The organism is Jannaschia sp. W003, assembly GCF_025144335.1.
Taxonomy (GTDB): Bacteria; Pseudomonadota; Alphaproteobacteria; order Rhodobacterales; family Rhodobacteraceae; genus Jannaschia.
The window spans coordinates 1183985-1209516 of sequence record NZ_CP083539.1; the positions used below are offsets into that span (position 1 = coordinate 1183985).

Genomic DNA, 25532 nt, shown 5'->3' on the forward strand with positions numbered 1-25532 from the left:
TCAGGACGATGACCAAACCCCGCGTGAAGATATTCGACACCACCTTGCGTGACGGCGAGCAGTCGCCCGGCGCGACCATGACCCATGACGAGAAGCTGGAGATCGCCTCCATGCTCGACGAGATGGGCGTGGACATCATCGAGGCGGGCTTCCCGATCGCCTCGGAGGGGGACTTCGCGGCCGTGAAGGCGATCGCCGAGAACTCCGTGAACGCGGTGATCTGCGGGCTGGCGCGCGCCAACCTCAAGGACATCGACCGCTGCTGGGAGGCGGTGCGCCATGCGGCCAAGCCCCGCATCCACACCTTCATCGGCACCTCGCCCCTGCACCGCGCCATCCCGAACCTCTCGAAGGACGAGATGGCCGAGCGCATCCACGAGACGGTCACCCACGCCCGCAACCTGTGCGAGGACGTCCAGTGGTCGCCCATGGACGCGACCCGCACCGAGTGGGACTACCTCGCGCGCGTCGTGGAGATCGCCATCCGGGCCGGCGCGACCACCATCAACATCCCCGACACCGTGGGCTACACCGCGCCGGCCGAGAGCGCCGCGCTGATCCGCCGCCTGATCGCCGAGGTGCCGGGGGCGGAGGGCGTGACCTTCGCGACGCACTGCCACAACGACCTCGGCATGGCGACGGCCAACGCCCTGGCCGCCGTGGAGGGCGGGGCGCGCCAGATCGAGTGCACCGTGAACGGCCTCGGCGAGCGGGCGGGCAACACGGCCCTCGAGGAGGTGGTGATGGCGCTGAAGGTGCGCGGCGACATCATGCCCTACGAGACCGGGATCGACGCGCGCCGCCTGATGGCGATCTCGCGGCGCGTGGCGAGCGTGTCGGGCTTCCCCGTCCAGTTCAACAAGGCGATCGTGGGCAAGAACGCCTTCGCCCACGAGAGCGGCATCCACCAGGACGGGATGCTCAAGAACGCCGAGACCTTCGAGATCATGCGCCCCGCGGACGTCGGCCTGTCGGCCACCTCCCTGGTGATGGGCAAGCACTCGGGCCGCGCGGCGCTGCGCTCCAAGCTCAAGGAGCTGGGGTACGTGCTGGAGGACAACCAGCTCGGCGACGTGTTCGTGCGCTTCAAGGCGCTGGCGGACCGCAAGAAGGAGGTCTTCGACGAGGACCTGATCGCGCTGATGCAGGCCGAGGAGCGCGAGGCCGAGGACCGCATCCGCGTGGAGCGCCTGCGGGTGGTCTGCGGCACCGACGGCCCGCAGACGGCGGAGCTGACGCTGAGCGTCGACGGCGAGGCGCGCTCCGCCGAGGCCACCGGCGACGGCCCCGTCGATGCCGCCTTCAACGCGGTGAAGGCGCTGGTCGCGCACGACGCACGGCTGCAGCTCTACCAGGTGCACGCGGTGACCGAAGGCACGGACGCGCAGGCGACCGTGACCGTGCGCCTCGAGGAGGACGGCCGCATCGTCTCGGGCCAGTCCGCCGACACCGACACCGTGGTGGCCAGCGTGCGCGCCTACGTGAACGCGCTGAACCGCCTGATGGTGCGGCGCGAGAAGGCCGGGCGGGACGCGGCGGAGGTGAGCTACAAGGACGTCGGGTAGGTCAGGCAAGCCCTCGGCCACCGGGGGCGCCGCCGCGTTTGCTTTGGCCGCCCCCTCCCCGAGGCACCAAGGCGGGGCCACTACGCGGGGTTGCGCGGCGCTCGGGTCAGGAGCCGGACGCCGCGCCCGTCGGCCCGGGCGCGGCGCGGTCTAGGATGCGGCGGAGCGTGCGGCGGTAGAGCTCCAGCGCCGGGCGGCGCTGGGGCGTGCGCATGAAGTGACTCTGGCGCAGGTCCCAGTGCAGCGCCGCCGGGGCCGCCGGGTCGTTGCCGACGTGGGTGTAGCGGCCGGCCTGGCTGTAGATCGTCAGTTCGTTGAGCCAGAGCGTCTCGCCGTCGGTCAGGAAGTCCACGCGCATCTGGTCGAACAGCGCGCCGATCCGGGCCGCGTGGCCGATGATCTCGGCCCAGTTCGGGGACGGGGGGCGGTCCGAGACGCTCGGCGCGATGTCGATCGGCTCGCCGGGGCTCGGCCGGACGACGTGGGCGCCGTCGGCACGCCAGACCTGACCCGATATGCCGTCGTAGCGGTTGAAGATGCGCAGGATCCGGTCGATGCGGCCGCCGAACACGAACACCTTCACCTCCTCGACTGGCGCGCCGGCGCGCGGCACCAGCTCCTCCTCGAAGAGGATGCGGAGGGGCACGTCATCGTAGCCCCATTCCATGGCCTTGAAGCCGTAGCGCCGCCCCAGCATCCGGCGGCCCCGGCGGCGCAGGTCTCTCATCGTGGTCTCGCCGGGCACCACGAACATCTGCGCACCACTGGAATGGGCCGCCTTGAACAGGCACCGGCGCTCGAGTACCGCCTCGGGGATCGCGTCTGGGTCGTCACCGGCCCAGATCGTGGGCGCGGCGGCTAGGAGGCCGTTGCGGCGGAGCCAGTCCTTGATCGCCACCTTGTCGGAGATGATCGGAAAGCGCGGGTCGCGATCGAAGAACTTCCGCCAGGCGAACTTCTCGTTGACGGTGCGGGGCAGCGCGAAGCGCAGCGCGTCCGGGTCGAGCTGCGCGCGGCGGGCGGTGACGTCTACCAGCTTCGGGTGGCGCGTACGGATCCGGTGCTCGACGAAGGCCATCGCTGCGCGCTCGGGGACGGCCAGCTCGGCCGCATCCAGAGGACGGTGGGCGGGCCGCAGGTCGCCCTGGCGGATCGTGCCGTCGGAGGCCACGGTGGGACAGGGCGTCTGGGTCACGAATACTCGTCTGCTCTTCTCGGGAGCGGCGTTGGGCGATGACCCCTGTGCATGGCGTGCGGGCGCTTCGCCCCTCTATCCGCCTATGGACCGCCCGGCGAAGCTCCGCCACCCCCCTCGGCGCGCCCTCTGGCACCCCATCGCCGAACCCGCTACACGCCACCGAACCCCCGGGCGCGGGCGCCGCGGGGGCGATGACGTATGGGGGACGCGCATGTCGATCTTCGGAAGCCTGTTCAGCTCGGACATGGCCATCGACCTCGGGACGGCCAACACGCTGGTCTACGTCAAGGGCAAGGGCATCGTCCTCAACGAGCCCTCCGTGGTCGCCTACCACATGAAGAACGGCCGCAAGGAGGTGCTCGCCGTGGGCGAGGACGCCAAGCTCATGCTCGGCCGCACCCCCGGCTCGATCGAGGCCATCCGCCCCATGCGCGAGGGCGTGATCGCCGACTTCGACACCGCCGAGGAGATGATCAAGCACTTCATCCGCAAGGTGCACCGCCGCTCCACCTTCACGAAGCCCAAGATCATCGTCTGCGTGCCCCATGGCGCCACCCCCGTCGAGAAGCGCGCCATCCGCCAGTCCGTGCTGGGCGCGGGCGCGCGCAAGGCCGGCCTCATCGCCGAGCCCATCGCCGCCGCCATCGGCGCGGGCATGCCCATCACCGACCCCACCGGCTCGATGGTGGTCGACATCGGTGGCGGCACCACCGAGGTCGCCGTGATGTCGCTTGCCGACATCGTCTACGCCCGCTCCGTGCGCGTGGGCGGCGACCGCATGGACGAGGCGCTCATCTCCTACCTGCGCCGCCACCAGAACCTGCTCGTGGGCGAGTCCACGGCGGAGCGCATCAAGAAGGAGATCGGCACCGCGCGCATGCCCGAGGACGGGCGCGGCGAGGTGCTGATGATCCGCGGCCGCGATCTGCTGAACGGCGTGCCCAAGGAGACCGAGGTCTCCCAGGCGCAGGTCGCCGAGGCGCTGGCCGAGCCGGTGCAGCAGATCTGCGAGGCGGTGATGACCGCCCTCGAATCCACGCCGCCTGACCTCGCCGCCGACATCGTGGACCGGGGCGTCATGCTCACGGGCGGCGGCGCGCTCCTAGGCGAGCTGGACCTCGCCCTGCGCGAGCAGACCGGCCTGTCGATCTCCGTGGCCGACGAGAGCCTCAACTGCGTCGCCCTCGGCACCGGCAAGGCACTGGAATTCGAGCGCCAGCTCTCCCACGTGATCGACTACGAGTCCTGACCCGCGAGGCGGCGCCATGGCCCGCAGGCGATCATCGAACCCCGACGAGGTCTACGGCCGGCCCCTGCGCCGGCTGCTCGTGACGCTCGCCTGCGTGGTGCTGGTGGGGCTGGTGCTGCTGTGGCGCATCGACAACCCCCGCGCCGAGCGCCTGCGCGCGTCGCTGGTGGACCGGGTGATCCCCTCGTTCGAGTGGGCGCTCGCCCCCGTCACCTGGGCGGGCCGGCTGGTCGAGGACTTCGAGGGCTACACCCGCGTCTACGAGCAGAACCAGGAGCTGCGCCGCGAGCTGCAGCGCATGAAGGCGTGGCAGGAGGCGGCGATCCAGCTCGAGCAGGAGAACGCGCGCCTCCTGGACCTCAACAAGGTGAAGCTGTCGCCGGACCTGACTTACGTCGGCGGGCGGGTGCTGACGGATTCGGGCTCGCCGTTCCGCCGCTCGGTGCTCCTGAACATCGGCTCCGAGGTGGGCGTGCGCGACGGCTGGGCCGCCACCGACGGCCTGGGGCTGGTGGGGCGCATCTCGGGCGTGGGGCGCACCACGAGCCGCGTGCTCTTACTGACCGACGGCAACAGCCGCATCCCCGTCACGATCCAGCCCTCGGGCCTGCGCGCGATCCTGTCGGGCGACACCACACCGCTGCCGGCGCTCGACTTCGTGGAGACGCCCGAGGACGTGCGCGCGGGCGACCGCGTGGTCACCTCCGGCGACGGGGGCGTGTTCCCGCCCGACCTGCTGGTGGGCCAGGTCGTGCGCGACCGCAACGGGCGCCTGCGGGTGCGGCTGGCCGCCGACACCGCGCGGCTGGAGTTCCTGCGCGTGCTGCGCTCCGGCCCCGCCGACCCGATCGGCAGCACCGGCGGGCTGATCGCGCCGCCCGGAGCCGACGTGATCGGGCCGCCGCCCCCGCCCGAGGGCGAGGAGGCCGCCTCCGCCGCGGCGGCGCCGGGGGGCGGCTGAGGTGGCGCCGCGCCGCGTCTGGTGGTTCCGCGTCCTGTTCGCGCTGCTGGCCTTCCTCGTGCTGTTCTTCGCGCTGCTTCCCTTCGGCCCGGGCGAGGGCGGCGTGCCGGGGCCGGACCTGACGCTGTGCCTCGCGGCCGCCTGGGTGCTGCGCCGTCCGGACTACGTGCCCGTGTGGCTGCTGATCCCGCTCCTGGTGCTGGGCGACGCGCTGCTCGGCCGCCCGCTCGGCCTCTGGGCGCTGATCGTGCTGCTGATCACCGAGTACCTGCGCCGGCGCGTGGACCAGTCCGAGGCGCTGCCCTTCTGGAGCGAGGTGGGGCTGGTCACGGGCTGCATCGCGGTGGCCTTCGTGGCGAACTACGCGGCCCTCGTGCTGCTGCTGGCGGGCACGCCGCCCCTCGGCGGCGAGGCGCTCCATGCCCTCGCCACGATTGTATTCTACCCGCCCGCGGCCATATTCTCACAGATGCTCGGCGTCCGGCGCCTCGCCCCGGGCGAGCTCGACACGCTGGGCAGCCGCGCCTGAGCCCGAGGTATCCCGTCATGAAGCGATCGCCGCAGGAGACCCAGCTCTCCACTCGCCGCATCACCCGCCGCGCCGCCGTGGTGGGGGGGCTGCAGCTCGCCTTCGCGGGGGTGCTGACGGCGCGCCTCGTGGACATGCAGCTGGAGGGCGGGCAGCAGTTCCGCCTGCTGGCCGAGGAGAACCGCATCAACGTCGGGCTGCTGGCCCCCGCCCGCGGCCTGATCCTCGACCGCAACGGCGCCGTGCTGGCCGGCAACGAGCAGATCTACCGCGTCTCGATCCGCCGCGAGGAGGCCAAGGACGTCGACGCCGTGATCGCCCGCCTGCGTACCCTCGTGAACCTCGACGACGAGCGGCTGGAACGAGCCATGCGCGAGATGGAGCGCTCGCCCTCGTTCGTGTCCGTGACCCTCGCCGACCGCCTGACCTGGGAGGAGCTGTCGGCCGTCGCCCTCAACGCGCCCGCGCTGCCGGGCGTGACCCCCGAGGTGGGCCTGAGCCGGGTCTATCCGCGCACCGACGACTTCGCCCACGTGATCGGCTACGTGGGCCGCGTCACCCAGCGCGACCTCGACGCCGACACCACCGGCGACCCGCTGCTGGGCGTGCCCGAGTTCCAGATCGGCAAGACCGGCACCGAGAAGATGATGGAGCCCGTCCTGCGCGGCAAGGCCGGCACGCGGCGCTACGAGGTCAACGCCGCCGGACGGGTCATGCGCGAGCTGGACCGCCGCGAGGGCGTGTCGGGCGGCGACCTGCGCCTGACCATCGACGCCAACCTCCAGAACTTCGTGCAGGCGCGCCTCGGCGTCGAGAGCGCCTCGGCGGTGGTCATGGACGTTCGCAACGGCGACGTGCTGGCGGCCGTGTCCTCGCCCGGCTTCGACCCCAACCTCTTCGTGCAGGGCATCTCGGTGCCCGACTACGCGGTGCTGCGCGACAACGACCACCGCCCCCTGCACAACAAGATCGTGCAGGGCCTCTACCCGCCGGGCTCGACGTTCAAGATGGTGACCCTGCTCGCCGCCCTGGAGGCCGGGCTCGTCACCCCGCGCGAGACCATCGGCTGCCCGGGCTACACCACCGTGTCGGGCCGCCGCTTCCACTGCTGGAAGCGCGGCGGGCACGGGCGCGTGGACCTGAACGCCTCGCTGCGCTCCTCCTGCGACGTCTACTACTACGAGCTGTCCCAGCGCGCCGGCATCGAGCGCATCGCCGCCATGGCCCGCAAGCTGGGCCTGGGCGTGCAGCACGAGCTGGCCATGACCTCCGTGTCCGAGGGCCTGATCCCCGACAAGCAGTGGAAGCAGGTGCGCCGGGGCGAGCCCTGGCAGATCGGCGACAGCCTCAACGCCTCGATCGGGCAGGGCTTCGTGCTCACCTCGCCGCTGCAGCTCGCCGTGATGACCGCGCGCATCGCCTCGGGCCTCGAGGTCTCGCCGCGGCTGGTGCGCTCGATCGACGGCGTGGACCAGCCGTCCGGGGTCAAGGGCGTGCTCGACGTGCCGCGCTCGCTGCTCGATCTCGTGCGTGGCGCCATGGACCAGGTGGTGAACGCGCCGGGCGGCACCGCGGGGCGCTCCAAGTTCGACCTCGCGGGGGTGAAGTGGGCCGGCAAGACCGGCACCTCCCAGGTCCGCAACATCACCGCGGCCGAGCGCGCGCGCGGCGTCTCCTCGAACGCGGACCTGCCGTGGGAGCGGCGCGACCACGCGCTGTTCGTGGGCTACGCGCCCGTGGACGACCCGCACCTCGCCGTCTCGGTGGTGGTCGAGCATGGCGGCGGCGGCTCCACCGCGGCGGCGCCCGTGGCGCGCGACGTGATGCTCTACGCGCTGCACGGCGACGTGCCGCCCCTGGAGGCCTACCCGGACTACCAGCGCGAGGACATCGCCGACATGCTCTCGAACCTCGCGCTCAAGCCGCGCGTGGGCGGCGGATCGAGCCAGGCATGACCTACCTGGAGTACAACGTCGCCCGGACGCCCACAGGCCTGCGCAAGGTGCTGGCCATGAACTGGGCGCTGCTGATCGTGGTGGTGGCGGTGGCCTCCTTTGGGTTCATGGTGCTCTACTCCGTGGCGGGCGGCTCCATGACGCCCTGGGCGGAGGCGCAGATCGAGCGCTTCGTGCTGGGGCTCGCGGCGATGTTCATCGTGGCGATGGTGCCGATCTGGTTCTGGCGCAACACCTCGGCCCTCCTCTACGCGTTCGGCCTGCTCCTCCTCGTTGCCGTGGAGGTGGTGGGCGTGACGGGCGGCGGCGCGCAGCGCTGGATCGACGTCGGGCCGCTGCGCCTCCAGCCCTCGGAGGTGATGAAGGTCGTCCTGGTGATGTTCCTGGCTGCCTACTACGACTGGCTGCCCCCTTCGAAGGTCAGCCGCCCGCAATGGGTGCTGGTGCCCATCCTCATCATGATGGTGCCCACCGCGCTGGTCCTGAAGCAGCCCGACCTCGGCACCTCGATCCTCCTGGTCACGGGCGGCGGCGCGATCATGTTCCTGGCCGGCGTCCACTGGGCCTACTTCGTGACCGTGATCGGCGCCGGCGTGGCGCTGGTGACGGCCGTCCTGAAGTCGCGCGGCACCGACTGGCAGATCCTGAAGGACTACCAGTACCGCCGCATCGACACCTTCATCGACCCCGAGAGCGATCCCCTGGGTGCGGGCTACCACATCACCCAGTCGAAGATCGCGCTGGGCTCGGGCGGGCTGCAGGGCAAGGGGTTCATGCAAGGCACGCAGGCGCGGCTGAACTTCCTGCCCGAGAAGCACACCGACTTCATCTTCACCGCCCTCGCCGAGGAGTTCGGCTTCATCGGCTCGATGTCGCTCCTGGTGCTCTACATGCTGATCGTGGCGTTCTGCATCTGGACCGCGGTGAAGACCAAGGACCGCTTCGCCTCGCTGGTGTCGCTCGGCGTCGCTGTCACGTTCTTCCTGTTCTTCGCGGTGAACATGTCGATGGTCATGGGGCTCGCGCCCGTGGTGGGCGTGCCGCTGCCCCTGGTGAGCTACGGCGGCTCGGCGATGCTCGTGCTGATGGTGGCGTTCGGGATGGTGCAGTCGGCGCACGTGCACCGGCCGCGGATGCCGAGCGAGGGGCGGCTGCTGAAGCGATAGGAGGGCTCCGCCCTCCGGGCGCTGCGCGCGTCCCCAGGCGGATCGGTCCACTGGACCGATCTCAAGAAGCCTGCGGACCCCCCTCGGTATTTTCGGAACAGGGACTGCGGGCAAAGCCCTTCAGAGGTCGAGCGACCCGTCCGGGTTCGGCTCCACGCCCTCGGGGAGGGGGAGCTTGCGGCGGATGATGATGTCGCCGTTGGGCAGCATCTCGGGGGCGTCGTAGGCCGGCAGGTCGGCGAAGCCCTCCAGCACGCGGCCGAGGTCGCCCTGAAGGCGCTCCAGGAGGGGCTGGGCATCGCGGCGCAGGCCGTCCAGCTCGTCCAGCTCGGGGCCGATCTCGCTCAGGAGGCCTTCCATCAGGAGCTGGAGGCCGCGCTCCAGCGACGCGCCGACGTCGCCCTCGTCCTCCTGCGCCCCGGCGGGCGCGGCGAGGAGGAGCAGGGCGGCGGCGAGGGGGGCGAGGGTGCGTGTCATGGAGGGGGAGGTGGGGGCGCCCCCGTGCCGCGTCAAGCGGGCGGCGCCAGCTCCAGCACCACCGGGAAGTGGTCGGAGGCGTCGAGCAGGGCGTCGCGCAGGGCGGGGTCGCGCCCCGGCTCGGGGTCGTCGAAGGGGTGGAGGATGCGCCAGCGCGCCCGCGAGGCGAGGGGCTTCGAGACCATCGCGAAGTCCAGGAGCGCGTTGAGGAACCGCCCGCAGTCCCGGTCCCAGAACCGCGCCGTGGCGGGCTGCGCGGCGCCCAGGCGCGGCGGCACGGCGTGGGGCTCCACCAGCGCGCCCTCGCCCTCGCCCAGCACGATCTCCACGCCGGAGCGGCCGAACAGGGTCTCGAAGCGGTCCAGCCCGGGGCCGTCGTTGAAGTCGCCCGCCACGATCAGCGGCACCCCCTCGGCGAGCCGCGCGTCCACGCGCGCGCGCAGCCAGATGCATTGGGCGAGCTGCTTGCGGCGGTTCAGGATGGCGACCCGCAGCGCCTCGTCGCCGGTGGCGCCGTGGAGGCCCTTGGACTTCGCGTGGACGCCCACGAGGCGGATGGCCTCGCCGCGCACAGCGAGGTCCAGCTCGAGGGGCGGCTTCGACCAGCGCACGAGGTCGGCGCGGCTGTCCACGTCGAGGTCGATGCGGAAGCTCGTGTCGAAGCGCGGCGCCTCGGGGTGGTCGCCGGGCGCGTGCTCGGCCTCGACGGCGGCGGGGTCGAACATCAGCGCGATCTCCTGCCGCGTGCCGCTGCGGAATCCGGTGCGGGTCTGCGAGAGGCGAAGCCCCGCCCAGGCCGCGAAGCCCTCCAGCGCGGCGCGGGCCGAGCGGCGCGCGCCGTCATCAGGCGCCTCCACGATCAGGGCGGCGTCGGGGTCGAGGTGGCGCAGCACGTGGGCCACCGCCTCGGCCTGCCGTCCACGCGAGACGCCGTAGCGGCCAATCTCGGGGTCGCCCGCGCGCACCTTGCCCCGGTCGTCGAACAAGCGGTCGAACCACTCCACGTTCCACACCGCGAGGCGGAACGGGGTCACGCCGCCTCGGCCTGGATGCGCTCCCACGCGTGGTTGATGGCGATGAGGCGCTTCTCGGCCAGCTTCACCGCCTCCTCGGGCAGGCCGCGGGCGATCAGCGCGTCGGGATGGGTCTCGCGCACCTGCTGCCGCCAGGCGCGGCGGACCTCCTCGAGGGGGGCGTCGGGCGCGACCCCGAGGATCGCGTAGCAGTCCGGCTCGCGCCCCGGCGCGAAGCGCGCGCGCAGAGCGCGGAACTCGCGGTCGGGCAGGCGGAAGGCTGCGGCCACGCGGGCCAAGAAGTCGTCCTCGGCGGGGTGGTAGTCGCCGTCCGCCAGCGCGATGTGGAACAGCCCCTCCATGAGGTCGCACAGGATCGGGTCGTCCTCGGGGAACATCGCGGCGATGCGCCGGGCGTAGTCCTCGAAGCCCGCCACATCGGTGCGCGCGAGGTCGAACACGCGCGCGGCGTTGGCCTCCTCGCTGCGGGGGATCGTGAACACCTCGCGGAAGGCGGCCACCTCGGAGCGGGTCACCTGCCCGTCGGCCTTGGCCATCTTCGCCCCCAGCGCGATCACCGCGATGGTGAAGGCGACGGAGCGTTCGGGCGCGCCGCCGAGGCGGTCGAACAGGGCCGAGAGCCGCTCGCCGGGGGCGAGGCGGGACAGGGCTTCGAGGATGCGGGACCAGAGCGTCATGGGGGCGACCCTAGCGCGCGAGGAGCGCGGCGAGAACGGCGATCTCGGCGAGCTGCTGCGCGGCGCCGCACACGTCGCCCGTCACGCCGCCGATCCGGGCGCGGGCGAGACGGGCGAGGGCGAGCGTGGCGAGGGCGGCGAGGAGGGCCGCGGCAAGGCCGTGGAGGCCGAAGGCGAGGAGGGGCAGGGCGCCGAGGGCGAGGGCGGTCGCCACCGTGCGCGGGCCGGGCCGCCCGGCGCCGCGCCCGAGCCCGTCGGCCCGGGCCGGGGGGCGGGCGAGCATCCACGCCATCGCCGCGCGCGAGGCGGCGGCCGCGGCCACGGGGGCGAGCCAGTAGTTGCCCGCGAGGGCGGCGACGAGGAGGCTCCAGCGGGCGAGGAGCCCGAGCCCCAGCGCCAACGCGCCGTAGGTGCCGAGGCGGCTGTCGCGCATGATGGCGAGGCGGCGTTCGGGCGTGCCCCCGCCCCAGATGCCGTCGGCGACGTCCGCCAGCCCGTCCTCGTGCAGCGCGCCGGTGAGCATCGCGCCCACGAGCAGCGCCAGCGCCGCCGCCAGCCCCGGCACGGCGCCGAGAGCGGCGGTCCCGAACAGCGTCCCCGCCACCGCCGCGCCCACCGCGAGGCCCACGAGCGGCCACGCCCACGCCGCCCGCGCGGCGGGCGCGGCGACGGGGCCGCGCACGGGGATGCGGGTCAGCAGCAGGGCGGCGGAGCGAAGCTGCGCGGGGATGTCGTTTTCGGTGGCGGACACGGGGGAATGCGGCATCAGGGGCGGACCGGGGCGGTGGACAGCCCCCCGCCTAGCTGCAACGACAGGCCCGCGCCATGACCGATCTCCGTTCCTTCGATGCCATCCGCCAAGCGCTCGCCGCGCTGCCCGCCGCCGACGAGGCCGCCCGCCGGGGCGCCGCCGAGCGCGACGCGCAGCTGACCAAGCCCCCCGGCTCGCTGGGGCGCTTGGAGGATCTGGCGCAGTGGTACGCCGGGTGGCGCGGCGACCCGCGGCCCCGGCTGGAACGCCCGCAGGTGCTGGTGTTCGCCGGCAACCACGGGGTCGCGGCCGCCGGGGTCAGCGCGTTTCCGGCCGAGGTGACCGTGCAGATGGTGGCGAACTTCCGGGCCGGGGGTGCGGCGGTGAACCAGCTCGCCGCGCTGGCCGGCGCACGGCTCGACGTGCACGCGCTGGAGTTGGAGCGCCCCACCGCCGACTTCCGGCACGGACCCGCGATGAGCGAGGCGGAGGCTTGCGCCGCCTTCGCCGCCGGGTGGGAAGCGGTGGACGACGGCGCCGACCTCGTGGTCGCGGGCGAGATGGGCATCGGCAACACCACGGCGGCGGCGGCGATCGCGGCGGCGCTGCTCGGCGGCGAGGGATGGGCCGGGCGCGGCACCGGGGTCGACGATGCGGGGCTGGCGCGCAAGGAGGCCGCCGTGGCCGCGGCCCTGCGGAGCAATCCGGGGCGCACGGGGCTGGAGGTGCTGGCCGCCCTCGGCGGGCGCGAGCTTGCGGCGATGGCGGGCGCGGTGGCCGGCGCGCGGGCACGGGGCATCCCGGTGATCCTCGACGGGTTCATCTGCACCGCCGCCGCGCTCTGCCTGCGGGCCGAGCGCGGGGACGCGCTGGATCACTGCGTGGCCGGGCACCTCTCGGCCGAGGGCGCGCACGGGCGGATGCTCGACGCGCTGGGCATGGAGCCGCTGCTGCGCCTCGGGCTTCGCTTGGGCGAGGGCTCGGGCGCGGCGCTGGCGATCGGGGTGCTGCGCGGGGCGCTGGCCTGCCACCGCGGCATGGCGACCTTCGCCGAGGCGGGCGTGGCGGCGGGCTAGGGCCGCTCGGCCACGCGCATCGCCAGCACGTCGGCGGCGAACTTGGCGTCGCTGGGCGAGATCACCCCGCCCACGCCCACGCGCCGGCCCACGCGCCACCACATGCCGGGGCTCCAGGCGCGGGGCATCGGCTCGTGGAGGCGCAGGAGGAACCCGTTCGAGGGCTTGAACGCGAAGACGCCGCGGTCGACCGAGGCGATGTTGGCGAGCGCCGCGACGGTGCGCCCGTCCTCGGTGCGAAGGCCGCCCGCATCGAGCACGATGCCCTGCGCGCCGCCCTGCCAGCCGCGCAGCCCGAGCACGAGGGCGCCGCCGCCGAGGGCGAGGAGGACCACGCGCCACAGCAGCGCCTCGGGCGGCTGGGCGAGCGCGATCCACAGAAGGAGAAGGCCCAGCACGATCTGGATGCCCAGGGCGATGGCGCGGCGCGCGGGCGAGGGCCGCAGCACGTGGATCGGCGGGGCCGCGTCGTCGGGGGGGTCGGGAGCGTGGGACATGGTGGGGGGCTAGCGCGCCGGGGCGGTCGCGGCAATCAGGCGAGGCCGCGCCAGTGGAGCACGGCGACGAGCAGCAGGACCACGACGAGCACCCGCAGCGCGATCCCGCCCCAGAGCGCGGAGCACTCGCGGCGGCGCCACTTCCCCTCGGGCACCTCGCCCAGGTAGCGCTCCAGCGCGTCGCAGAGGTCGCGCACGTGGTTCGGATCGACCGCGCGGGCGGTGGCCGGGGCCTGGAGCATGGCGCGGAGGCCGATCAGCTCGCGCGCGCGGCGGCGGGCGGCGCGGGGCAGGCGCCCGCGGGCGGCATGGAGCACGCCGCCGAGCCGCGCCCGGCGGCTGAGGTGGAGGCGCTCGGCCATGAGGGCCTGCAGGGCGTCGATCCGGGCGAGGGCGTCGGCGTGTAGCATCGCGGCGACCCTATCCCGGCCCCGCGCGCACTGGCAATCGCCGGCGGGGCGGCTAGGGTGCGGCCCATGCTGAACCTCGTGCGCCACGGCGCCCCCTCGGACCGCCCGCCGCTGCTCGTCGCCCACGGGCTGTTCGGCTCGGCCCGCAACTGGGGCGTGATCGCCAAGCGCCTCGCGCGGGACCGCGAGGTGGTGGCGGTGGACATGCGCAACCACGGCGCCTCGCCGCGCGCGGACAGCCAGAGCTACCCCGACATGGCGGCCGACCTGGCCGAGGTCTGCGCCGGGCGGCCCCACGACGTGCTGGGGCACTCCATGGGCGGCAAGGCGGCGATGGTGATGGCGCTGGCGCACCCGGAGTTGGTGCGGCGCCTCGTGGTGGCCGACATCGCGCCGGTCGCCTACGGGCATACGCAGTCGCACCTGATTGCGGCGATGCGGGCGGTGGACCTCGGCTCCGTTGAGCGGCGCTCCGACGCCGGCGCGATGCTGGCGGTGGACGATCCGGGAACGCGGGCGTTCCTCCTGCAGTCGCTCGACGCAGCCGAGGGGCGGTGGATGCTGAACCTCGATGTGCTGGAGCGCGAGATGCCACGGATCGTCGGCTTTCCCGACGTCACCGGGCATTTTACGGAGCCAGCGCTGTTCCTGTCCGGCGGGGCCAGCGACTACGTGCTGCCGGAGCACCGGGCGCGCATCAAGTCGTTTTTCCCGAAGGCGCGATTCGCCCGCATCCCCGGTGCGGGCCACTGGCTGCACGCGGAGAAGCCAAGGGAGTTCGAGGCGGCGGTGCGCGCATTTCTAGACATGTGACGCGCAGGTCACGGGGAACAACGGGGGCACGGCGCGGTTGAGTGGATGAACCGGCGCCGCACCGTGGCGCCCCCCTGCCGGAGACCTGCCATGACCGCGACCACCCTCCTGATCCACGCCGGTTTCGCCACCGGTCTCGTGCTCGCGCTCCTGACCGGCGTCGCCCTGTCCTGACCTAAGGCTGCCCGGGGGCGACTGCCGCGCCCCCGCCCGCGCCCTGCCAGGCGCGCTGATCGGGGACGTGGAGCGCCACCGCGTCCCCGACGTCGACCACCCCCTCCCGCTCGACCGACCCGACCACGCCGCGCCGCCCCTCGGCCGCGCGCTTGAAGCGCGTACCGAAACCGGGCCGCGCGGCCTCGATCACGGGACCGGGCAGGACGCAGGGGCGGTTCTGCATGTCCACCGCCACGGTCGGCCCGCCACGCCCCCTGAACTGGAGCCGCGAGGCCGGGGGCAGGTGGCTGAAATCCGGCAGCCCCTCGACGACCATCGTGGCCCCCAGCCAGGCGGGGTCGAGCGCGTCCAGACCCATCGCGGCGGCGACGGCCTCCAGCTCCTCCTGCGACAGGATCGAGAGCTGGCGCGCGTTGCGGATCGGCGTGCCGCGCTCGTAAAGACCGAGCACGCGCGAGCAGGAGGGGCGGGTGAGGCCGCCGTGATTCTCGCCCTCGGGGCCGGCGAAGGCGAGGCGGAGTCGCGGGAGGGACTCGGAGGCCAGCGCGGCGTCGCGGTCGGGCACGCGGCCCAGCCAGCGGACGCGTCCGGTCAGGCCGGTGGGTTCGAGGGCGGGCATGGGGACGTCCTGTAGGCGAGCACCGCCCAGAGGAGGCACGCGCCGAACAGGAGTTCAAGGCTCTCCTCGAAGGCCGGCGCGCGGGCGGCGGCCTCGGCCGAGATCTCCACGCCGATACCGGCGAGCTTGCGGGCGAGGCCGTCGAGCGTCTTGGCGACCACGACGAGCGCGAAGGCCAGCAGCACCAGCCGTGCCCAGGTCTCGCGCCGCGCGGCGCGCAGCACCGAAGGCAGGGCGCGGGCGAAGCGCCAGAGGATCGCGAGGATCAGTGCGATCACGAGGAGGCCGGCGATCTTCTCGCCGAGGGGCGCGTCGCCACTGTACTGCCGCAGCTTGAGGATGCCCTCGGACACAGCGCGCTTGTCGAGGTCCAGCTCGCGCAGCGCCAGGAGCACGAGCGCGGTGCCGGCCCACGGGCGGCGAAGCACGAGCGCGGCAGAGCCTGCGGCGGCGAGGAGGCCCGCGGTGGCGGCCTCGACCACGCCCCCTTCCGCGAACAGTCCGGCGCCGTGCACCCGGCCGACGGCGAACAGCACGGCGCCCGTGAGGAGGGCGGCGAGGATGGGGAGCCAGCGGGGGGCGGGTCGGGTCATGGTGCGGTCCTCCGGGGCGCCCCTCTGCCGGAGGCGGGGCCGGAGCGCAAACCCCGGCCCGCGCCCCGTGTGACGCCGCTGAAACGAAAGCGCCCCGGCCGAGAGGGCCGGGGCGCGGGGTCTTGCCGACGGGGGGGGGGCTCAGGTCGGCTCGGGGGCCGGGCCGGCGTCGGGGGCGGAGCCGCCGGACTTGCGGGGCTTGGTCTTCGGCACCGCCGTGAGCGAGGGGCCGGAGGAGCCGGTGTCGGCGCCCGCGTCGTCGTCGTCGCGGCCCAGGGGCTCGCCGTTGATCACCTTCATGATCTCCGGGCCGGTCAGCGTCTCGTACTCCAAGAGGCCCTGGGCGAGCCGCTCGAGGTCGTCGCGCTTCTCGGTCAGAATCGCCTTGGCGCGCTCGTAGCCCTCCTCGACCAGCTCCTTCACCTTCTCGTCGATCTTGCGCTGGGTGTCGGGCGAGATGTTGGAGCCGCCCTGGTAGGAGCCGAGGTAGCTCTGCTGCTCGTTGGCGTAGTCCACCATGCCCAGCTCCTCGGCGTAGCCGAACTGGGTGACCATGGCGCGGGCGATGCGCGTGACCTGCTGGATGTCCGAGGCAGCGCCCGAGGTGACGTTGTCGGGGCCGAACACCAGCTCCTCGGCGACGCGGCCGCCCATCGCCATGGCGATCTTCGACTTGTACTTCTGCAGGCTGACCGAGAGCTGGTCGCGCTCGGGCAAGCTGAGCACGAGGCCGAGGGCCCGGCCGCGCGGGATGATCGTCGCTTTGTGGATCGGGTCGTGCTGGGGGACGTTCAGGCCGACGATGGCGTGGCCCGCCTCGTGATAGGCGGTGAGCTTCTTCTCGTCCTCGGTCATGACCATGGACCGACGCTCGGCGCCCATCATGACCTTGTCCTTGGCCTGCTCGAAGTCGTTCATCGTGACCACGCGCCGGCCGATGCGCGCGGCCATGAGGGCGGCCTCGTTCACCAGGTTGGCGAGGTCGGCGCCCGAGAAGCCGGGCGTGCCGCGGGCGATGATGCGCAGGTCGACGTCGGCGCCCAGGGGCACCTTGCGGGCGTGGACCGAGAGGATCTTCTCGCGGCCCTTGATGTCGGGGTTCGGCACCTGGACCTGGCGGTCGAAGCGGCCCGGACGCAGCAGCGCGGGGTCGAGCACGTCGGGGCGGTTCGTGGCCGCGACGATGATGATGCCCTCGTTGGCTTCGAAGCCGTCCATCTCGACTAGGAGCTGGTTGAGGGTCTGCTCGCGTTCGTCATTGCCGCCGCCGTAGCCCACGCCGCGCGAGCGGCCGACCGCGTCGATCTCGTCGATGAACACGATGCAGGGGGCGTTCTTCTTGGCCTGCTCGAACATGTCGCGCACGCGGGAGGCGCCGACGCCCACGAACATCTCCACGAAGTCGGAGCCGGAGATGGTGAAGAACGGCACGCCGGCCTCGCCGGCCACGGCGCGGGCGAGGAGCGTCTTGCCGGTGCCCGGAGGGCCGACCAGCAGGGCGCCCTTGGGGATCTTGCCGCCGAGGCGCGAGAACTTCTGCGGGTTGCGCAGGAACTCGACGATCTCCTCGAGGTCCTCCTTGGCCTCGTCGATGCCGGCCACGTCGTCGAAGGTGACGCGGCCCTGCTTCTCGGTCAGCAGCTTCGCCTTGGACTTGCCGAAGCCCATGGCCCCGCCGCGCCCGCCGCCCTGCATGCGGTTCATGAAGAAGATCCAGATGCCGATCAGCACCAGCACGGGCAACCAGAGCGACAGCGCCGACAGGAAGCCGGACTGCTCCTGCGGCTCGGCCTCGATCACCACGTCGTTGGCCAGCAGCGTCTCGGTGACGTCCACGTCCGACGGCTTGATGGTGACCTGGCTGGAGCCGCCGGCCCCACGGAAGTAGATTCGCTCGCCGTCGAGGGTGACCTCGTTCACGGCCCCGTTCTCGACCTGTCCGACGAAGTCGGAATAGGGCACCTCGCGCGCCGCCATCGAGTTGCCGCCGCCCGAGAAGAGCTGGAACAGCGCCATGACGAGGACGAACAGGACCACCCAGAAGGCGATGTTTCTCATGTTCCCCAAAGGAGGTCTCCCGGCTGGGGCGCGCGCGCCCGTGTGAGAGGGGACATAGGCGGCGAACGCCCGCGGTTCAACGCGCGATGGCGGGGTGGCGTCGGATCGCCGCGGCGAGCGGCGGGCGCTGCAGCGCGGCGCGATAGCCCGCGGCGAGGCCCGCCACGGGGGCGGCCACGAGCGCGCCGTCGCGGCGCAGCGCGGGTGTGGCGAGAAGGGCACGACGAGGCAGTCCGGTGCCGCGCCACGGGACCTGGGCGACGTCGTCGCCCAGGGCGCCGACGGTCAGCGCGCCGAGCGCCGGTCCCTCGACGCGCCAGCCGTCCCACGGCGCGGTCGCCGGTCCCGGGGATGGGCAGGCGGCAACCTCGCGGGCGATGCGCACAGGCGCGCCGGGCGTGACGATGCAGCCCGCGAGGGCGTGGGACGCGGTGGCAGCCATGGCGCGGGCAAGCTCGGCGCCGCGGGGGGCGGGGCGGCCGCCGACGCGGGCGAGCGCGAAGAGCCAGAGGCGCCGGCGCTGCTCGGCGGCGCCCTCGGGGATCGCGGCCTCCTCGATCAGCACCTCGCCGGCGGCGGTCTCCCGCACGGCGCGGTCCGCGATCTCGGCGGCGTGGGCGCCGAGCGAGCGGCTCGCCTCCCGCAGGGCGCGGGCGGAGCGGGCGAGGGCTTCCGCGTCCCATCCGAGCGAGGCCATGGCGGCGCGCAGGCGCGCGCGCTCGAAGCGGGGGTCGTCGTTGGAGGGGTCCTCCAGCCAGGTCTCGCCCCGCGCCCGGAGCCAGTCCCGCAGGTGCGCGCGGGTCAGAGGGAGGAACGGGCGCGCGAAGGGGGTGCCGTCCACCTCCCAGGCGTCCGGCATGGCGGCGAGGCCGCGCAGGCCCACGCCGCGGCCGAGGCGCATGGCGAGGGTCTCGGCTACGTCGTCGGCGGTGTGCCCCACCAGCACGGTGCGCCCGGCGCCCCACGCGGCGAGCGCGGCGTAGCGGGCGGTGCGGGCGCGGTCCTGGAGGCCCGGGCCGTCGCGCAGAGAAAGAGGGAGGGTCGCGTGGGGCACGCCGAGGCGGGCGCAGAGGGCAGCGGCCCAACGGGCCTCCGCCGCGGCCTCGGGGCGCAGGCCGTGATCCACGGTGGCGGCGCCCCGGAGGAGGCCCGCCTCGTGGGCGGCGAGCAGGAGGGCCACCGAATCGCCGCCCCCGGACAGGGCGACGAGGGCGGGGGCGTCCCCGAGGGCGGCACGGACCGCCCCCGCGGGATCACCCGCAGGCAAGCGCCGTGCGGGCCATGCGCGCCTCGGCCGTCTCGGGGGACGAGGGGAAGCGGATCGCCACCTCCTCCAGCGTCAGGCAGGCCTCGCCGGTCTGGCCCAGCGATCCCAGCGCGCGCCCGAGGCCGAGCAGGGCGGCCGCCGCGTGGGGGCCGTCGGGCGTGCCCGAGAAGCTCTCGAGGTACGCGCGAGCCGCGTTCGCGGCGTCGCCGGTCTCGGCCAGCGCCTCGCCGCGCAGGAGGTGAGCCTCGGCGGTCAGCGGGCCGGTGGGGTAGCTCTCGACGAAGCCCCCGAACAGGCGGGCGGCCTCGTCGTGGCGCCCCTCGCTCAGGGCGATGCGGGCGGCGTCGAAGCGGCTGCGCTCGTCGACGGCCAGCTCGGGCGTGCCGGCGGCGGGCGCGGCGGCGGCGGGGGCCTCCACCACCAGTGCGCCCGCGGGGGCGCCGGTCTCGCCGCCCAGCGCGGAGGGCGCGGGCAGGGCGCCGATGTCGCAGTCCGGGGTCAGCTCGCAGAGCTGGAAGCGCAGGTCCTCGATCCGGTTGCCGCCGTCCTTGGCCACGCTCTCCACGCGGAAGGCGAGGCGCTCGGTCTTGCCCGACAGGTCCTGGAGCTGGCTCTCGAGCGCGATCACGCGGTCCGGGAACGTGGTGCCGGCGATGCCGAGCGCCGGCGCGCCGGTGGTGGACAGCTCGCGCTTGAGGCCCTGCAGCTCGCCGTTCAGCACCTGGAGCTGCTGGCGGATGTCGGCCAGCGTGTCCGCGTCCTGCGCCGCGGCGGGCGCGGCCAGGAGGGCCAGGAGGAGCGCGGCGCGGATCACACGCCCGCCCCGGCGGCCAGCACCGTCACGGCGCGGCGGTTCTGGGCGTAGCACGACTCGGTGGAGCAGATCTCCAGCGGGCGCTCCTTGCCGTACGAGATTGTGCGCAGGCGCGAGGCGTCCACGCCGCGGGTGATGAGGTAGTCGCGCGCGGCATTCGCGCGGCGGCCGCCGAGGGCGAGGTTGTACTCGCGGGTGCCCTGCTCGTCGGCGTGGCCCTCGATCAGCGCGGTGTAGCCGGGGTTGGCCTGCAGCCACTGGGCCTGGCCGTCGAGCGTCGCGGCGCCTTCGGGCGAGACGGTGCTCTGGTCCACGGCGAAGAGCACGCGGTCGCCCACGCGCTGCGCGAAGTAGGCCGCCGAGGACGGATCGTCGGGGCCGCCGGGCGTGAAGGCGCCCGCGCCCATGCCGGCACCGGCGGCGTCGAAGCCGCCCGCGCCGAGCGCGTCGTTGGGGTTGGGGCCGAAGTCGCGCTTGGCGCAGGCCGACAGCGCGAGGGCGGCGCACAGGATCAGGGTGGGGGTCTTCATGGGAGTACCTTCTACTTCAGCAGCGGACCCCAGGAGGGGTCGGAGGCGGCGGCGGGCGTTGGGGCGCGCTGGAGGTTGCGCCCGGTGATGTCGACGGAATAGAGCGCCGGCGCCCCGGCGGCGCCGGGAGTCTCGCGGGTGAACATCACCACGCGGCCGTTGGGCGACCAGGTCGGGCCCTCGTCGAGGAAGGCGCCGGTGAGCAGCCGCTCCTCGGAGCCGTCGGTGCGCATCACGCCGATGTGGAAGCGCCCGGCGTTCTGCTTGGTGAAGGCGATGTAGTCGCCCTGGGGCGACCAGACGGGGGTGCTGTAGCGCCCCTCGCCGAAGGAGATGCGGCGCGCCTCGCCGCCCCCGGCGGGCATCACGTAGAGCTGCTGCTGGCCGGAGCGGTCGCTCTCGAACACGAGCTGCGTGCCGTCGGGCGAGTAGGAGGGCGCGGTCTCGATCGAGGGGGCGTCGGTCAGGCGGCTGGTGGCGCCGGAGGCGATGTCGAGGGCGTAGAGGTCGGTGTTGCCCGAGGCCTCGGCCGAGTAGACCACGCGGTCGCCCGAGGGCGAGAACCGCGGCGCGAAGCTCATGTTCTGGGTCTCGCCGCCGACGATGCGCCGCTGCAGCGAGCCCACGTCGAGCAGGGTCACACGCGGAAAGCCGCTCTCGTAGGAGGTGTAGATCAGGTTCCGCCCGTCGGGCGAGAACCGCGGCGCCAGCACGATCGAGTCCGAGGACGTGAGGTACTGCACGTTGGCGCCGTCGTAGTCCATGATGGCGAGGCGCTTGAGGCGCGCGTCCTTGGGCCCGCTCTCGGACACGAAGGCCACGCGGCTGTCGAAGTAGGGGCCCTCGCCGGTGATGCGGCTGTAGGCGGCGTCGGCGACCTTGTGGGCCATGCGGCGCCAGCCCTCGGCGGTGCCCACGAACTGGAGGCCCTCGCCCAGGGGGGCCTCGGAGAACACGTCGAACAGGCGGAACTGCACCACGAGCTGGCCCGACGGCTCCACCGACACCGAGCCGGTGATGAGGGCCTGCGCGCCGATCGCCTTCCAGTCGGCCCACTGCACCGCGGACTCGAACGAGGACACGCGGGCGATGTGGGCGTCCTGGGGGATCTCGCGGAAGAGGCCGGTGTTGGCGAGGTCACCCGCGATCACGCGGGTCAGGTCCTGCGCGAGGTCCTCGGCGGCGGGGTTGCGGGCGATGAAGCGCGGCACCGCGAAGGGCAGCGGCTCGATCACGCCGTCGGTGATCTCGATGCGCAGGGGGCCGGGATCCTGGGCCGCCGCCGGCGCGCCGAGCACGGCGAGACCGAGGCAGAGGGTCGTGAACAGTCGATGGAGCATTCCGTCACCGTTTCCGTTCCGGGTGGGCGTGTATCGCGTAGCGTGGGGCAAGTCTCAACCTCGCGGCTGGACGGGACGGCGCCTAGCGGCGGCGCATCTCGTCGGGGTTGAAGGTCATCTCGATCTCGCGCCAGTGCGCGAACTTCTCGGCCGGCAGGTCGAAGCCGCCCGAGCCGCAGCGCAGGATGGCGCGGCGACCGGCCTCGAAGGCGTCGCGGGCGGCGGCCTCGGAGCCGCCCTCCCACGCGATCAGCCGCAGGGTGTTCGAGCGCGGCTTGCCGTCGCGGTCCATCTCCATGGCGATGGTGACCACGGTGCGCAGCGCCTCGGTGGACATGGAGCCCACGTTCCAGCACTGGCTCACGGCCACGCGCAGGCCCTCGCGCTCGCCGAAGGTCAGCGGCGGGCCGGCGGCGGCGGCGGGCGCGGCGGCGGGGGCCTCCACCGCCTCGGCGAGCGCGCCGGCGATGGCGTCCGACAGGTCGGGCGCGGGGGCGTCCGGAGTCTCCGGCGCGGCGGGCGCCGCCTCGGCCGGGGCGGCCGGGGCCGGATCGCGGGCTGGCGCGACGTTCTCCGACGAGGCGGCGGCGACCAGTCGGCGCGCGGGGCGGCCCGGCGGGCGCGCGCTCGTCTCGGGCGCGCGGCTCGGCGTGTCGGCCTCGGTCACGATCACGGGCGCGGCCTCCTCGGGCGCGGCGGGCGTCTCGACCGGCTCGGCGGGCTCGGGCTCCGGCTCGGGCGAGGGCTCCGGCGGCGCCTCGGGGGCGGGCGCGGTCTCGGCCAGGGGCGGCGGCGCGGGGGCGGGCAGGGCGGCCACCCGCGGCGCGGGGCGCGGCGCGGGCTGCTCGGACACGGTCGGCGCGTCGGGCGCGTCGGGGGGCGGCGCGGCCGGGGCGTCGGGCGCGTCCGGCGCCAGATCCTCGGGCACCGGCGCGGGGGCGACCAGCGTGGCGACGTCGGGGTTCGCGTCGGGCGCCGCGTCGGCGGGCGCGGGCGGCGCGGGCGCGGGGGCGGGCGCCGGGGTCTCCTCGGCGGGCCGGGGCGGCGGGGCCTCGGCGCTCTCGGGCGCGGCGGGGGCCGCGGGCGCGGGCGTCTCGGCGGCCTCGGGCGCGTCCGAGACCAGCGCGTCGAAGGCGGCCGGCGAGATCACGGAGACGGCCGCGACCTGCAGGTTGTCCTCGGGGGGCGCGTCGGGGAACAGCCCCGCGAGCAGCGCCCAGAGGAACAGCCCCGCATGGGCCGTGCCCGACACGGCGACGGCGGTGCGCAGGCGCACGTCAGCCGTCCGATCCGGGCGCGCCGTCCAGTGTGGGGCCGCCCCCGTCGGTCACGAGGCCGATGTCGCGGAAGCCGCCGGCGTTCAGCGCGCCCATGACGACCATCACCTCGGCGTAGGGCACGGCGCCGTCGGCGCGCAGGTAGACGCGGCTCGAGGTCCGCTCGGCGGCCACGGCGCGCAGGCGGGCGAGCAGCTCCTCGCGCGGCACCTCGCCCGAGCCGATCAGCACGCGCCCGTCGGCGGCCACGGTGACGGCCAGCGGCTCCTCGGGGTCGTTGGGCAGGGGCGCGGCGGCGGTCTCGGGCAGCTCGATGGGCACGCCCGCGGTCAGCAAGGGAGCTGCCACCATGAAGATGATGAGCAGCACCAGCATCACGTCCACGAAGGGCGTGACGTTGATCTCGGACATGGGCGCGGAGCCGCCCCCGCCCCGGCGGCGCCGGCGCCGCGGCGCGTTCCCGCCCGATCCACCGACGACCCCCGCGCCCATCTCAGGCCGCGTCCAGCTGGCGCGACAGGATGGTGGCGAACTCGTCGGCGAAGCTCTCGTAGTTGCCGGCGATGCGCTCGGAGTCGCGGGTCAGCTTGTTGTAAAACACCACCGCCGGGATCGCGGCGAGGAGGCCGAGGCCGGTGGCCAGCAGCGCCTCGGCGATGCCGGGGGCGACCACGGCGAGGTTGGTGTTCTGCTGGGCGGCGATCTCGGTGAAGGCGTGCATGATGCCCCACACGGTGCCGAAGAGGCCCACGAAGGGGCCGACCGAGCCGACGGTGGCGAGGAAGATCAGCCCGTTGGCGAGGCGGTCGCGCTCGCGGGAGATGGCCACGTCCATGGCGCGGTCGATGCGCGCCTGCGCGCCCGCGATCAGGCCGCCGTCGTCGCGGTGCGAGCGGTTCCACTCCTCCATCGCGGCGGCGAAGATGCGCTCCGAGGCGGAGCGGGGGGTGTCGCCGATCTGGTCGTAGAGCTCATCGAGCGGCTCGCCCGACCAGAACGCGCGGTCGAAGGCGGCGGCGCGGCGCCGGGCGAGGCGGAACTGCCCGATCTTCTGGATGAACACGGCCCAGACCAGCACGGATGCGATCAGCAGGCCGAACATGACGATCTTGACCACCGGGGTCGCGCGCCAGAACAGCGACCACATCGAGAAGTCGGCTTCGCCGGCCGCGGCCAGCACTTCGGTTTCCATGGGACTGCCCGTCCTCTGTCTGTCGGGTCGCTTGTGCGGCCTCGGTGTTGCGGCGGGACGCTAGCAGATGGAAGCGGGTCGGGCGAGGCCCGATCCGGTTTCGGCGGGATCGCGCGCGTCATCGTGATCGCGCGGGGCCCGTCCGCAGGCTCCCGGGGATCAGTCCGACAAGCCGATCCGACCCCGTCCTCGTTCCACAAGTACCTCGGGGGAATCGCCGCAGGCGATGGGGGCGGCGCCCCCTACGTCCCCGCCATCGCGCGCACCGCCTCGGGAATGCGCCGGGGCCGGCCCTCGAGGTCCATGCACACCACCTCGACCACCGCCTCGAGGAGAGGCTCCCCGTCCCGCCGGACCGTCTGCAACATGGTGAAACGCGCGCGCGAGACCGTGCCCATTCGCGTCTCCACCTCCAGCCGGTCGTCGTAGCGGGCGGGGCGCAGGTAGTCGGCCTCGACCCGGCGCACCGCGAACACGAGGCCGTCCGCGCGCATGACCGCCTGATCGATGCCGGCCTCGCGCACCATCTCGGAGCGGGCGCGCTCGATGAAGCGCAGGTAGTTGGCGTAGTAGACGATCCCGGCGAGGTCGACGTCTTCGTAGTACACCCGGATCGGCCAGCGGTGGATCACTGCACGCCCCCGGTGCGCGCGGCGACCCGGTGGGCGTGGGCCGGGTCGTGGGAGACCGCGGGCAGCACGGGGTCGTAGGCGGCGTGCATCACCGCGGCGACGTCGGGGCGCAGCACGGCCACGCCGTTTGCGACGGCCAGCGGCGAGGCGTCCCGGAAGGCCGCGTCCGACCACAAGAGCATCGCCTGCACGGCCTGGTTCAGCGCCAGCGTTTCGGCGGGCACGGCTTCGATGTGCGCGTCCACCCGCACGAAGGCGAAGCAGGCCCGGATCGCGCCCGCCTCGTCGAAGCGGAACACGCGGTACTGGTTGGCCTCGGCCGCCTCCAGCCGCTCCACCAGGGGGGCGAGGCCGTCCACGAGCCGGTCCAGGTTGGGCACGTCCAGCAGCTCGCGCCAGTCGCGGCAGAAGAACACCATCAGGTTGGCGCCCAGCTCCGGGTCGGTCTCGGTCATCTGGTGCCCGGTCAGCGCGCAGACCGCCTCGAAGGCGCCCTTGAGCACCGCGACGGTCTCGGGCTCGACGCCGAACACCACGGGCGCGAGGGGGCGGCCCCAGCGGGCGAGCAGGAAGCGGCCATCGGCGCGGGTGAAGAGGCGTTCCACGGTCTCGGGGGGCAGGCTCATGGGGCGGGGGTGCCATGGGGGCGGGGCGGAGGGCAAGCGGGGGAAGGAT

At 73.9% G+C, this 25532-nt stretch carries 28 protein-coding genes; 9 read left to right on the forward strand and 19 right to left on the reverse strand.

What is annotated here, in order from left to right; translation table 11 throughout:
• Positions 1 to 8: 8 nt before the first annotated feature.
• Positions 9 to 1565 carry a 2-isopropylmalate synthase gene (locus tag K3554_RS05650; RefSeq protein WP_259944788.1) on the forward strand — a complete coding sequence of 519 codons (1557 nt, stop codon included), beginning with the start codon at positions 9 to 11 and terminating at the stop codon, positions 1563 to 1565.
• Between the two features lie 106 nt (positions 1566 to 1671).
• On the opposite strand, the gene K3554_RS05655 is transcribed toward K3554_RS05650, so the two are convergent.
• Entirely contained in the window at positions 1672 to 2760 is a 1089-nt protein-coding gene (locus tag K3554_RS05655; protein WP_259944790.1) for an ATP-grasp fold amidoligase family protein, read from the reverse strand.
• A 214-nt stretch (positions 2761 to 2974) separates the two neighbouring features.
• Here K3554_RS05655 and K3554_RS05660 point away from each other — a divergent pair, with 214 nt between their 5' ends.
• Genes K3554_RS05660 through rodA form a run of 5 tightly spaced genes read left to right on the forward strand, consistent with a single transcriptional unit; the run spans position 2975 to position 8623 of the window.
• On the forward strand, positions 2975 to 4012 hold the full coding sequence (locus K3554_RS05660) for a rod shape-determining protein (protein ID WP_259944792.1): 1038 nt from the start codon (positions 2975 to 2977) through the stop codon (positions 4010 to 4012).
• A 16-nt stretch (positions 4013 to 4028) separates the two neighbouring features.
• Entirely contained in the window at positions 4029 to 4973 is a 945-nt protein-coding gene (gene mreC, locus K3554_RS05665; RefSeq protein WP_259944794.1) for a rod shape-determining protein MreC, read from the forward strand.
• Between the two features lies 1 nt (position 4974).
• Positions 4975 to 5502 carry a rod shape-determining protein MreD gene (locus K3554_RS05670; RefSeq protein ID WP_259944796.1) on the forward strand — a complete coding sequence of 176 codons (528 nt, stop codon included), beginning with the start codon at positions 4975 to 4977 and terminating at the stop codon, positions 5500 to 5502.
• 17 nt (positions 5503 to 5519) lie between these two features.
• On the forward strand, positions 5520 to 7457 hold the full coding sequence (mrdA, locus tag K3554_RS05675; RefSeq protein WP_259944798.1) for a penicillin-binding protein 2: 1938 nt from the start codon (positions 5520 to 5522) through the stop codon (positions 7455 to 7457).
• The gene (gene rodA / locus K3554_RS05680) at positions 7454 to 8623 is read left to right on the forward strand and encodes a rod shape-determining protein RodA (protein WP_259944800.1); all 1170 of its coding nucleotides are present in this window, start codon (positions 7454 to 7456) and stop codon (positions 8621 to 8623) included. Before mrdA ends, rodA begins: the two co-directional genes overlap by 4 nt.
• Before the next feature lie 120 nt (positions 8624 to 8743).
• On the opposite strand, the gene K3554_RS05685 is transcribed toward rodA, so the two are convergent.
• The 4 genes from K3554_RS05685 to cobS are packed head-to-tail and all read right to left on the reverse strand — an operon-like array spanning position 8744 to position 11577.
• Positions 8744 to 9100, reverse strand: coding sequence for a hypothetical protein (locus K3554_RS05685; protein ID WP_259944802.1), 357 nt, complete (start codon positions 9098 to 9100; stop codon positions 8744 to 8746).
• Between the two features lie 32 nt (positions 9101 to 9132).
• The gene (locus tag K3554_RS05690) at positions 9133 to 10134 is read right to left on the reverse strand and encodes an endonuclease/exonuclease/phosphatase family protein (protein WP_259944805.1); all 1002 of its coding nucleotides are present in this window, start codon (positions 10132 to 10134) and stop codon (positions 9133 to 9135) included.
• Positions 10131 to 10811, reverse strand: a complete 681-nt coding sequence (locus K3554_RS05695) for a molecular chaperone DjiA (RefSeq protein ID WP_259944808.1) — start codon at positions 10809 to 10811, stop codon at positions 10131 to 10133. Before K3554_RS05695 ends, K3554_RS05690 begins: the two co-directional genes overlap by 4 nt.
• Before the next feature lie 10 nt (positions 10812 to 10821).
• Entirely contained in the window at positions 10822 to 11577 is a 756-nt protein-coding gene (gene cobS, locus K3554_RS05700; protein WP_409197337.1) for an adenosylcobinamide-GDP ribazoletransferase, read from the reverse strand.
• 59 nt (positions 11578 to 11636) lie between these two features.
• Here cobS and cobT point away from each other — a divergent pair, with 59 nt between their 5' ends.
• Complete coding sequence (gene cobT / locus K3554_RS05705) at positions 11637 to 12638, forward strand: nicotinate-nucleotide--dimethylbenzimidazole phosphoribosyltransferase (RefSeq protein WP_259944812.1); 1002 nt, start codon at positions 11637 to 11639, stop codon at positions 12636 to 12638.
• On the opposite strand, the gene K3554_RS05710 is transcribed toward cobT, so the two are convergent.
• Together K3554_RS05710 and K3554_RS05715 are read right to left on the reverse strand one after the other, a co-directional pair.
• The gene (locus tag K3554_RS05710; RefSeq protein ID WP_259944815.1) at positions 12635 to 13135 is read right to left on the reverse strand and encodes a hypothetical protein; all 501 of its coding nucleotides are present in this window, start codon (positions 13133 to 13135) and stop codon (positions 12635 to 12637) included. The two genes, cobT and K3554_RS05710, sit on opposite strands and share 4 nt — an antisense overlap.
• A 35-nt stretch (positions 13136 to 13170) precedes the next feature.
• The gene (locus K3554_RS05715) at positions 13171 to 13545 is read right to left on the reverse strand and encodes a hypothetical protein (RefSeq protein ID WP_259944817.1); all 375 of its coding nucleotides are present in this window, start codon (positions 13543 to 13545) and stop codon (positions 13171 to 13173) included.
• Between the two features lie 66 nt (positions 13546 to 13611).
• Between K3554_RS05715 and K3554_RS05720 the strand changes: the two genes are divergently transcribed.
• Together K3554_RS05720 and K3554_RS05725 are read left to right on the forward strand one after the other, a co-directional pair.
• Positions 13612 to 14358 carry an alpha/beta fold hydrolase gene (locus K3554_RS05720; protein ID WP_259944818.1) on the forward strand — a complete coding sequence of 249 codons (747 nt, stop codon included), beginning with the start codon at positions 13612 to 13614 and terminating at the stop codon, positions 14356 to 14358.
• A 45-nt stretch (positions 14359 to 14403) separates the two neighbouring features.
• Positions 14404 to 14532: a hypothetical protein gene (locus tag K3554_RS05725; RefSeq protein WP_259944820.1), complete on the forward strand. Its 129-nt coding sequence runs from the start codon at positions 14404 to 14406 to the stop codon at positions 14530 to 14532.
• Between the two features lies 1 nt (position 14533).
• Here the strand turns inward: K3554_RS05725 and K3554_RS05730 are convergent, their stop codons facing one another.
• The 12 genes from K3554_RS05730 to K3554_RS05785 all read right to left on the reverse strand — a co-directional run bounded on the left by K3554_RS05730 (position 14534) and on the right by K3554_RS05785 (position 25483).
• On the reverse strand, positions 14534 to 15154 hold the full coding sequence (locus K3554_RS05730; protein WP_259944821.1) for an MOSC domain-containing protein: 621 nt from the start codon (positions 15152 to 15154) through the stop codon (positions 14534 to 14536).
• Positions 15127 to 15747, reverse strand: a complete 621-nt coding sequence (locus K3554_RS05735) for a hypothetical protein (RefSeq protein ID WP_259944822.1) — start codon at positions 15745 to 15747, stop codon at positions 15127 to 15129. The genes K3554_RS05730 and K3554_RS05735 overlap by 28 nt, the downstream gene beginning before the upstream one ends.
• 141 nt (positions 15748 to 15888) lie before the next feature.
• Complete coding sequence (ftsH, locus tag K3554_RS05740; RefSeq protein ID WP_311200377.1) at positions 15889 to 17814, reverse strand: ATP-dependent zinc metalloprotease FtsH; 1926 nt, start codon at positions 17812 to 17814, stop codon at positions 15889 to 15891.
• A 67-nt stretch (positions 17815 to 17881) separates the two neighbouring features.
• Positions 17882 to 19072 (reverse strand): tRNA lysidine(34) synthetase TilS, encoded by a 1191-nt coding sequence (gene tilS / locus K3554_RS05745; RefSeq protein ID WP_409197338.1) that lies wholly within the window; start codon positions 19070 to 19072, stop codon positions 17882 to 17884.
• A complete protein-coding gene (gene ybgF / locus K3554_RS05750; RefSeq protein ID WP_259944825.1) occupies positions 19059 to 19886 on the reverse strand; it encodes a tol-pal system protein YbgF in 828 nt (275 codons plus the stop codon). Before ybgF ends, tilS begins: the two co-directional genes overlap by 14 nt.
• Entirely contained in the window at positions 19883 to 20416 is a 534-nt protein-coding gene (gene pal, locus K3554_RS05755) for a peptidoglycan-associated lipoprotein Pal (protein WP_259944826.1), read from the reverse strand. Before pal ends, ybgF begins: the two co-directional genes overlap by 4 nt.
• Before the next feature lie 11 nt (positions 20417 to 20427).
• Positions 20428 to 21756, reverse strand: a complete 1329-nt coding sequence (tolB, locus tag K3554_RS05760) for a Tol-Pal system beta propeller repeat protein TolB (protein WP_259944827.1) — start codon at positions 21754 to 21756, stop codon at positions 20428 to 20430.
• Positions 21757 to 21838: 82 nt separating this feature from the next.
• Positions 21839 to 23032, reverse strand: a complete 1194-nt coding sequence (locus K3554_RS05765) for a hypothetical protein (RefSeq protein WP_259944828.1) — start codon at positions 23030 to 23032, stop codon at positions 21839 to 21841.
• Position 23033: 1 nt separating this feature from the next.
• Positions 23034 to 23525, reverse strand: coding sequence for an ExbD/TolR family protein (locus K3554_RS05770; RefSeq protein ID WP_259944830.1), 492 nt, complete (start codon positions 23523 to 23525; stop codon positions 23034 to 23036).
• A 1-nt stretch (position 23526) separates the two neighbouring features.
• Entirely contained in the window at positions 23527 to 24225 is a 699-nt protein-coding gene (tolQ, locus tag K3554_RS05775) for a protein TolQ (RefSeq protein ID WP_259944831.1), read from the reverse strand.
• Positions 24226 to 24467: 242 nt separating this feature from the next.
• Entirely contained in the window at positions 24468 to 24857 is a 390-nt protein-coding gene (gene ybgC / locus K3554_RS05780) for a tol-pal system-associated acyl-CoA thioesterase (RefSeq protein ID WP_259944833.1), read from the reverse strand.
• The gene (locus tag K3554_RS05785; protein ID WP_259944834.1) at positions 24854 to 25483 is read right to left on the reverse strand and encodes a hypothetical protein; all 630 of its coding nucleotides are present in this window, start codon (positions 25481 to 25483) and stop codon (positions 24854 to 24856) included. Before K3554_RS05785 ends, ybgC begins: the two co-directional genes overlap by 4 nt.
• Positions 25484 to 25532: the final 49 nt, after the last annotated feature.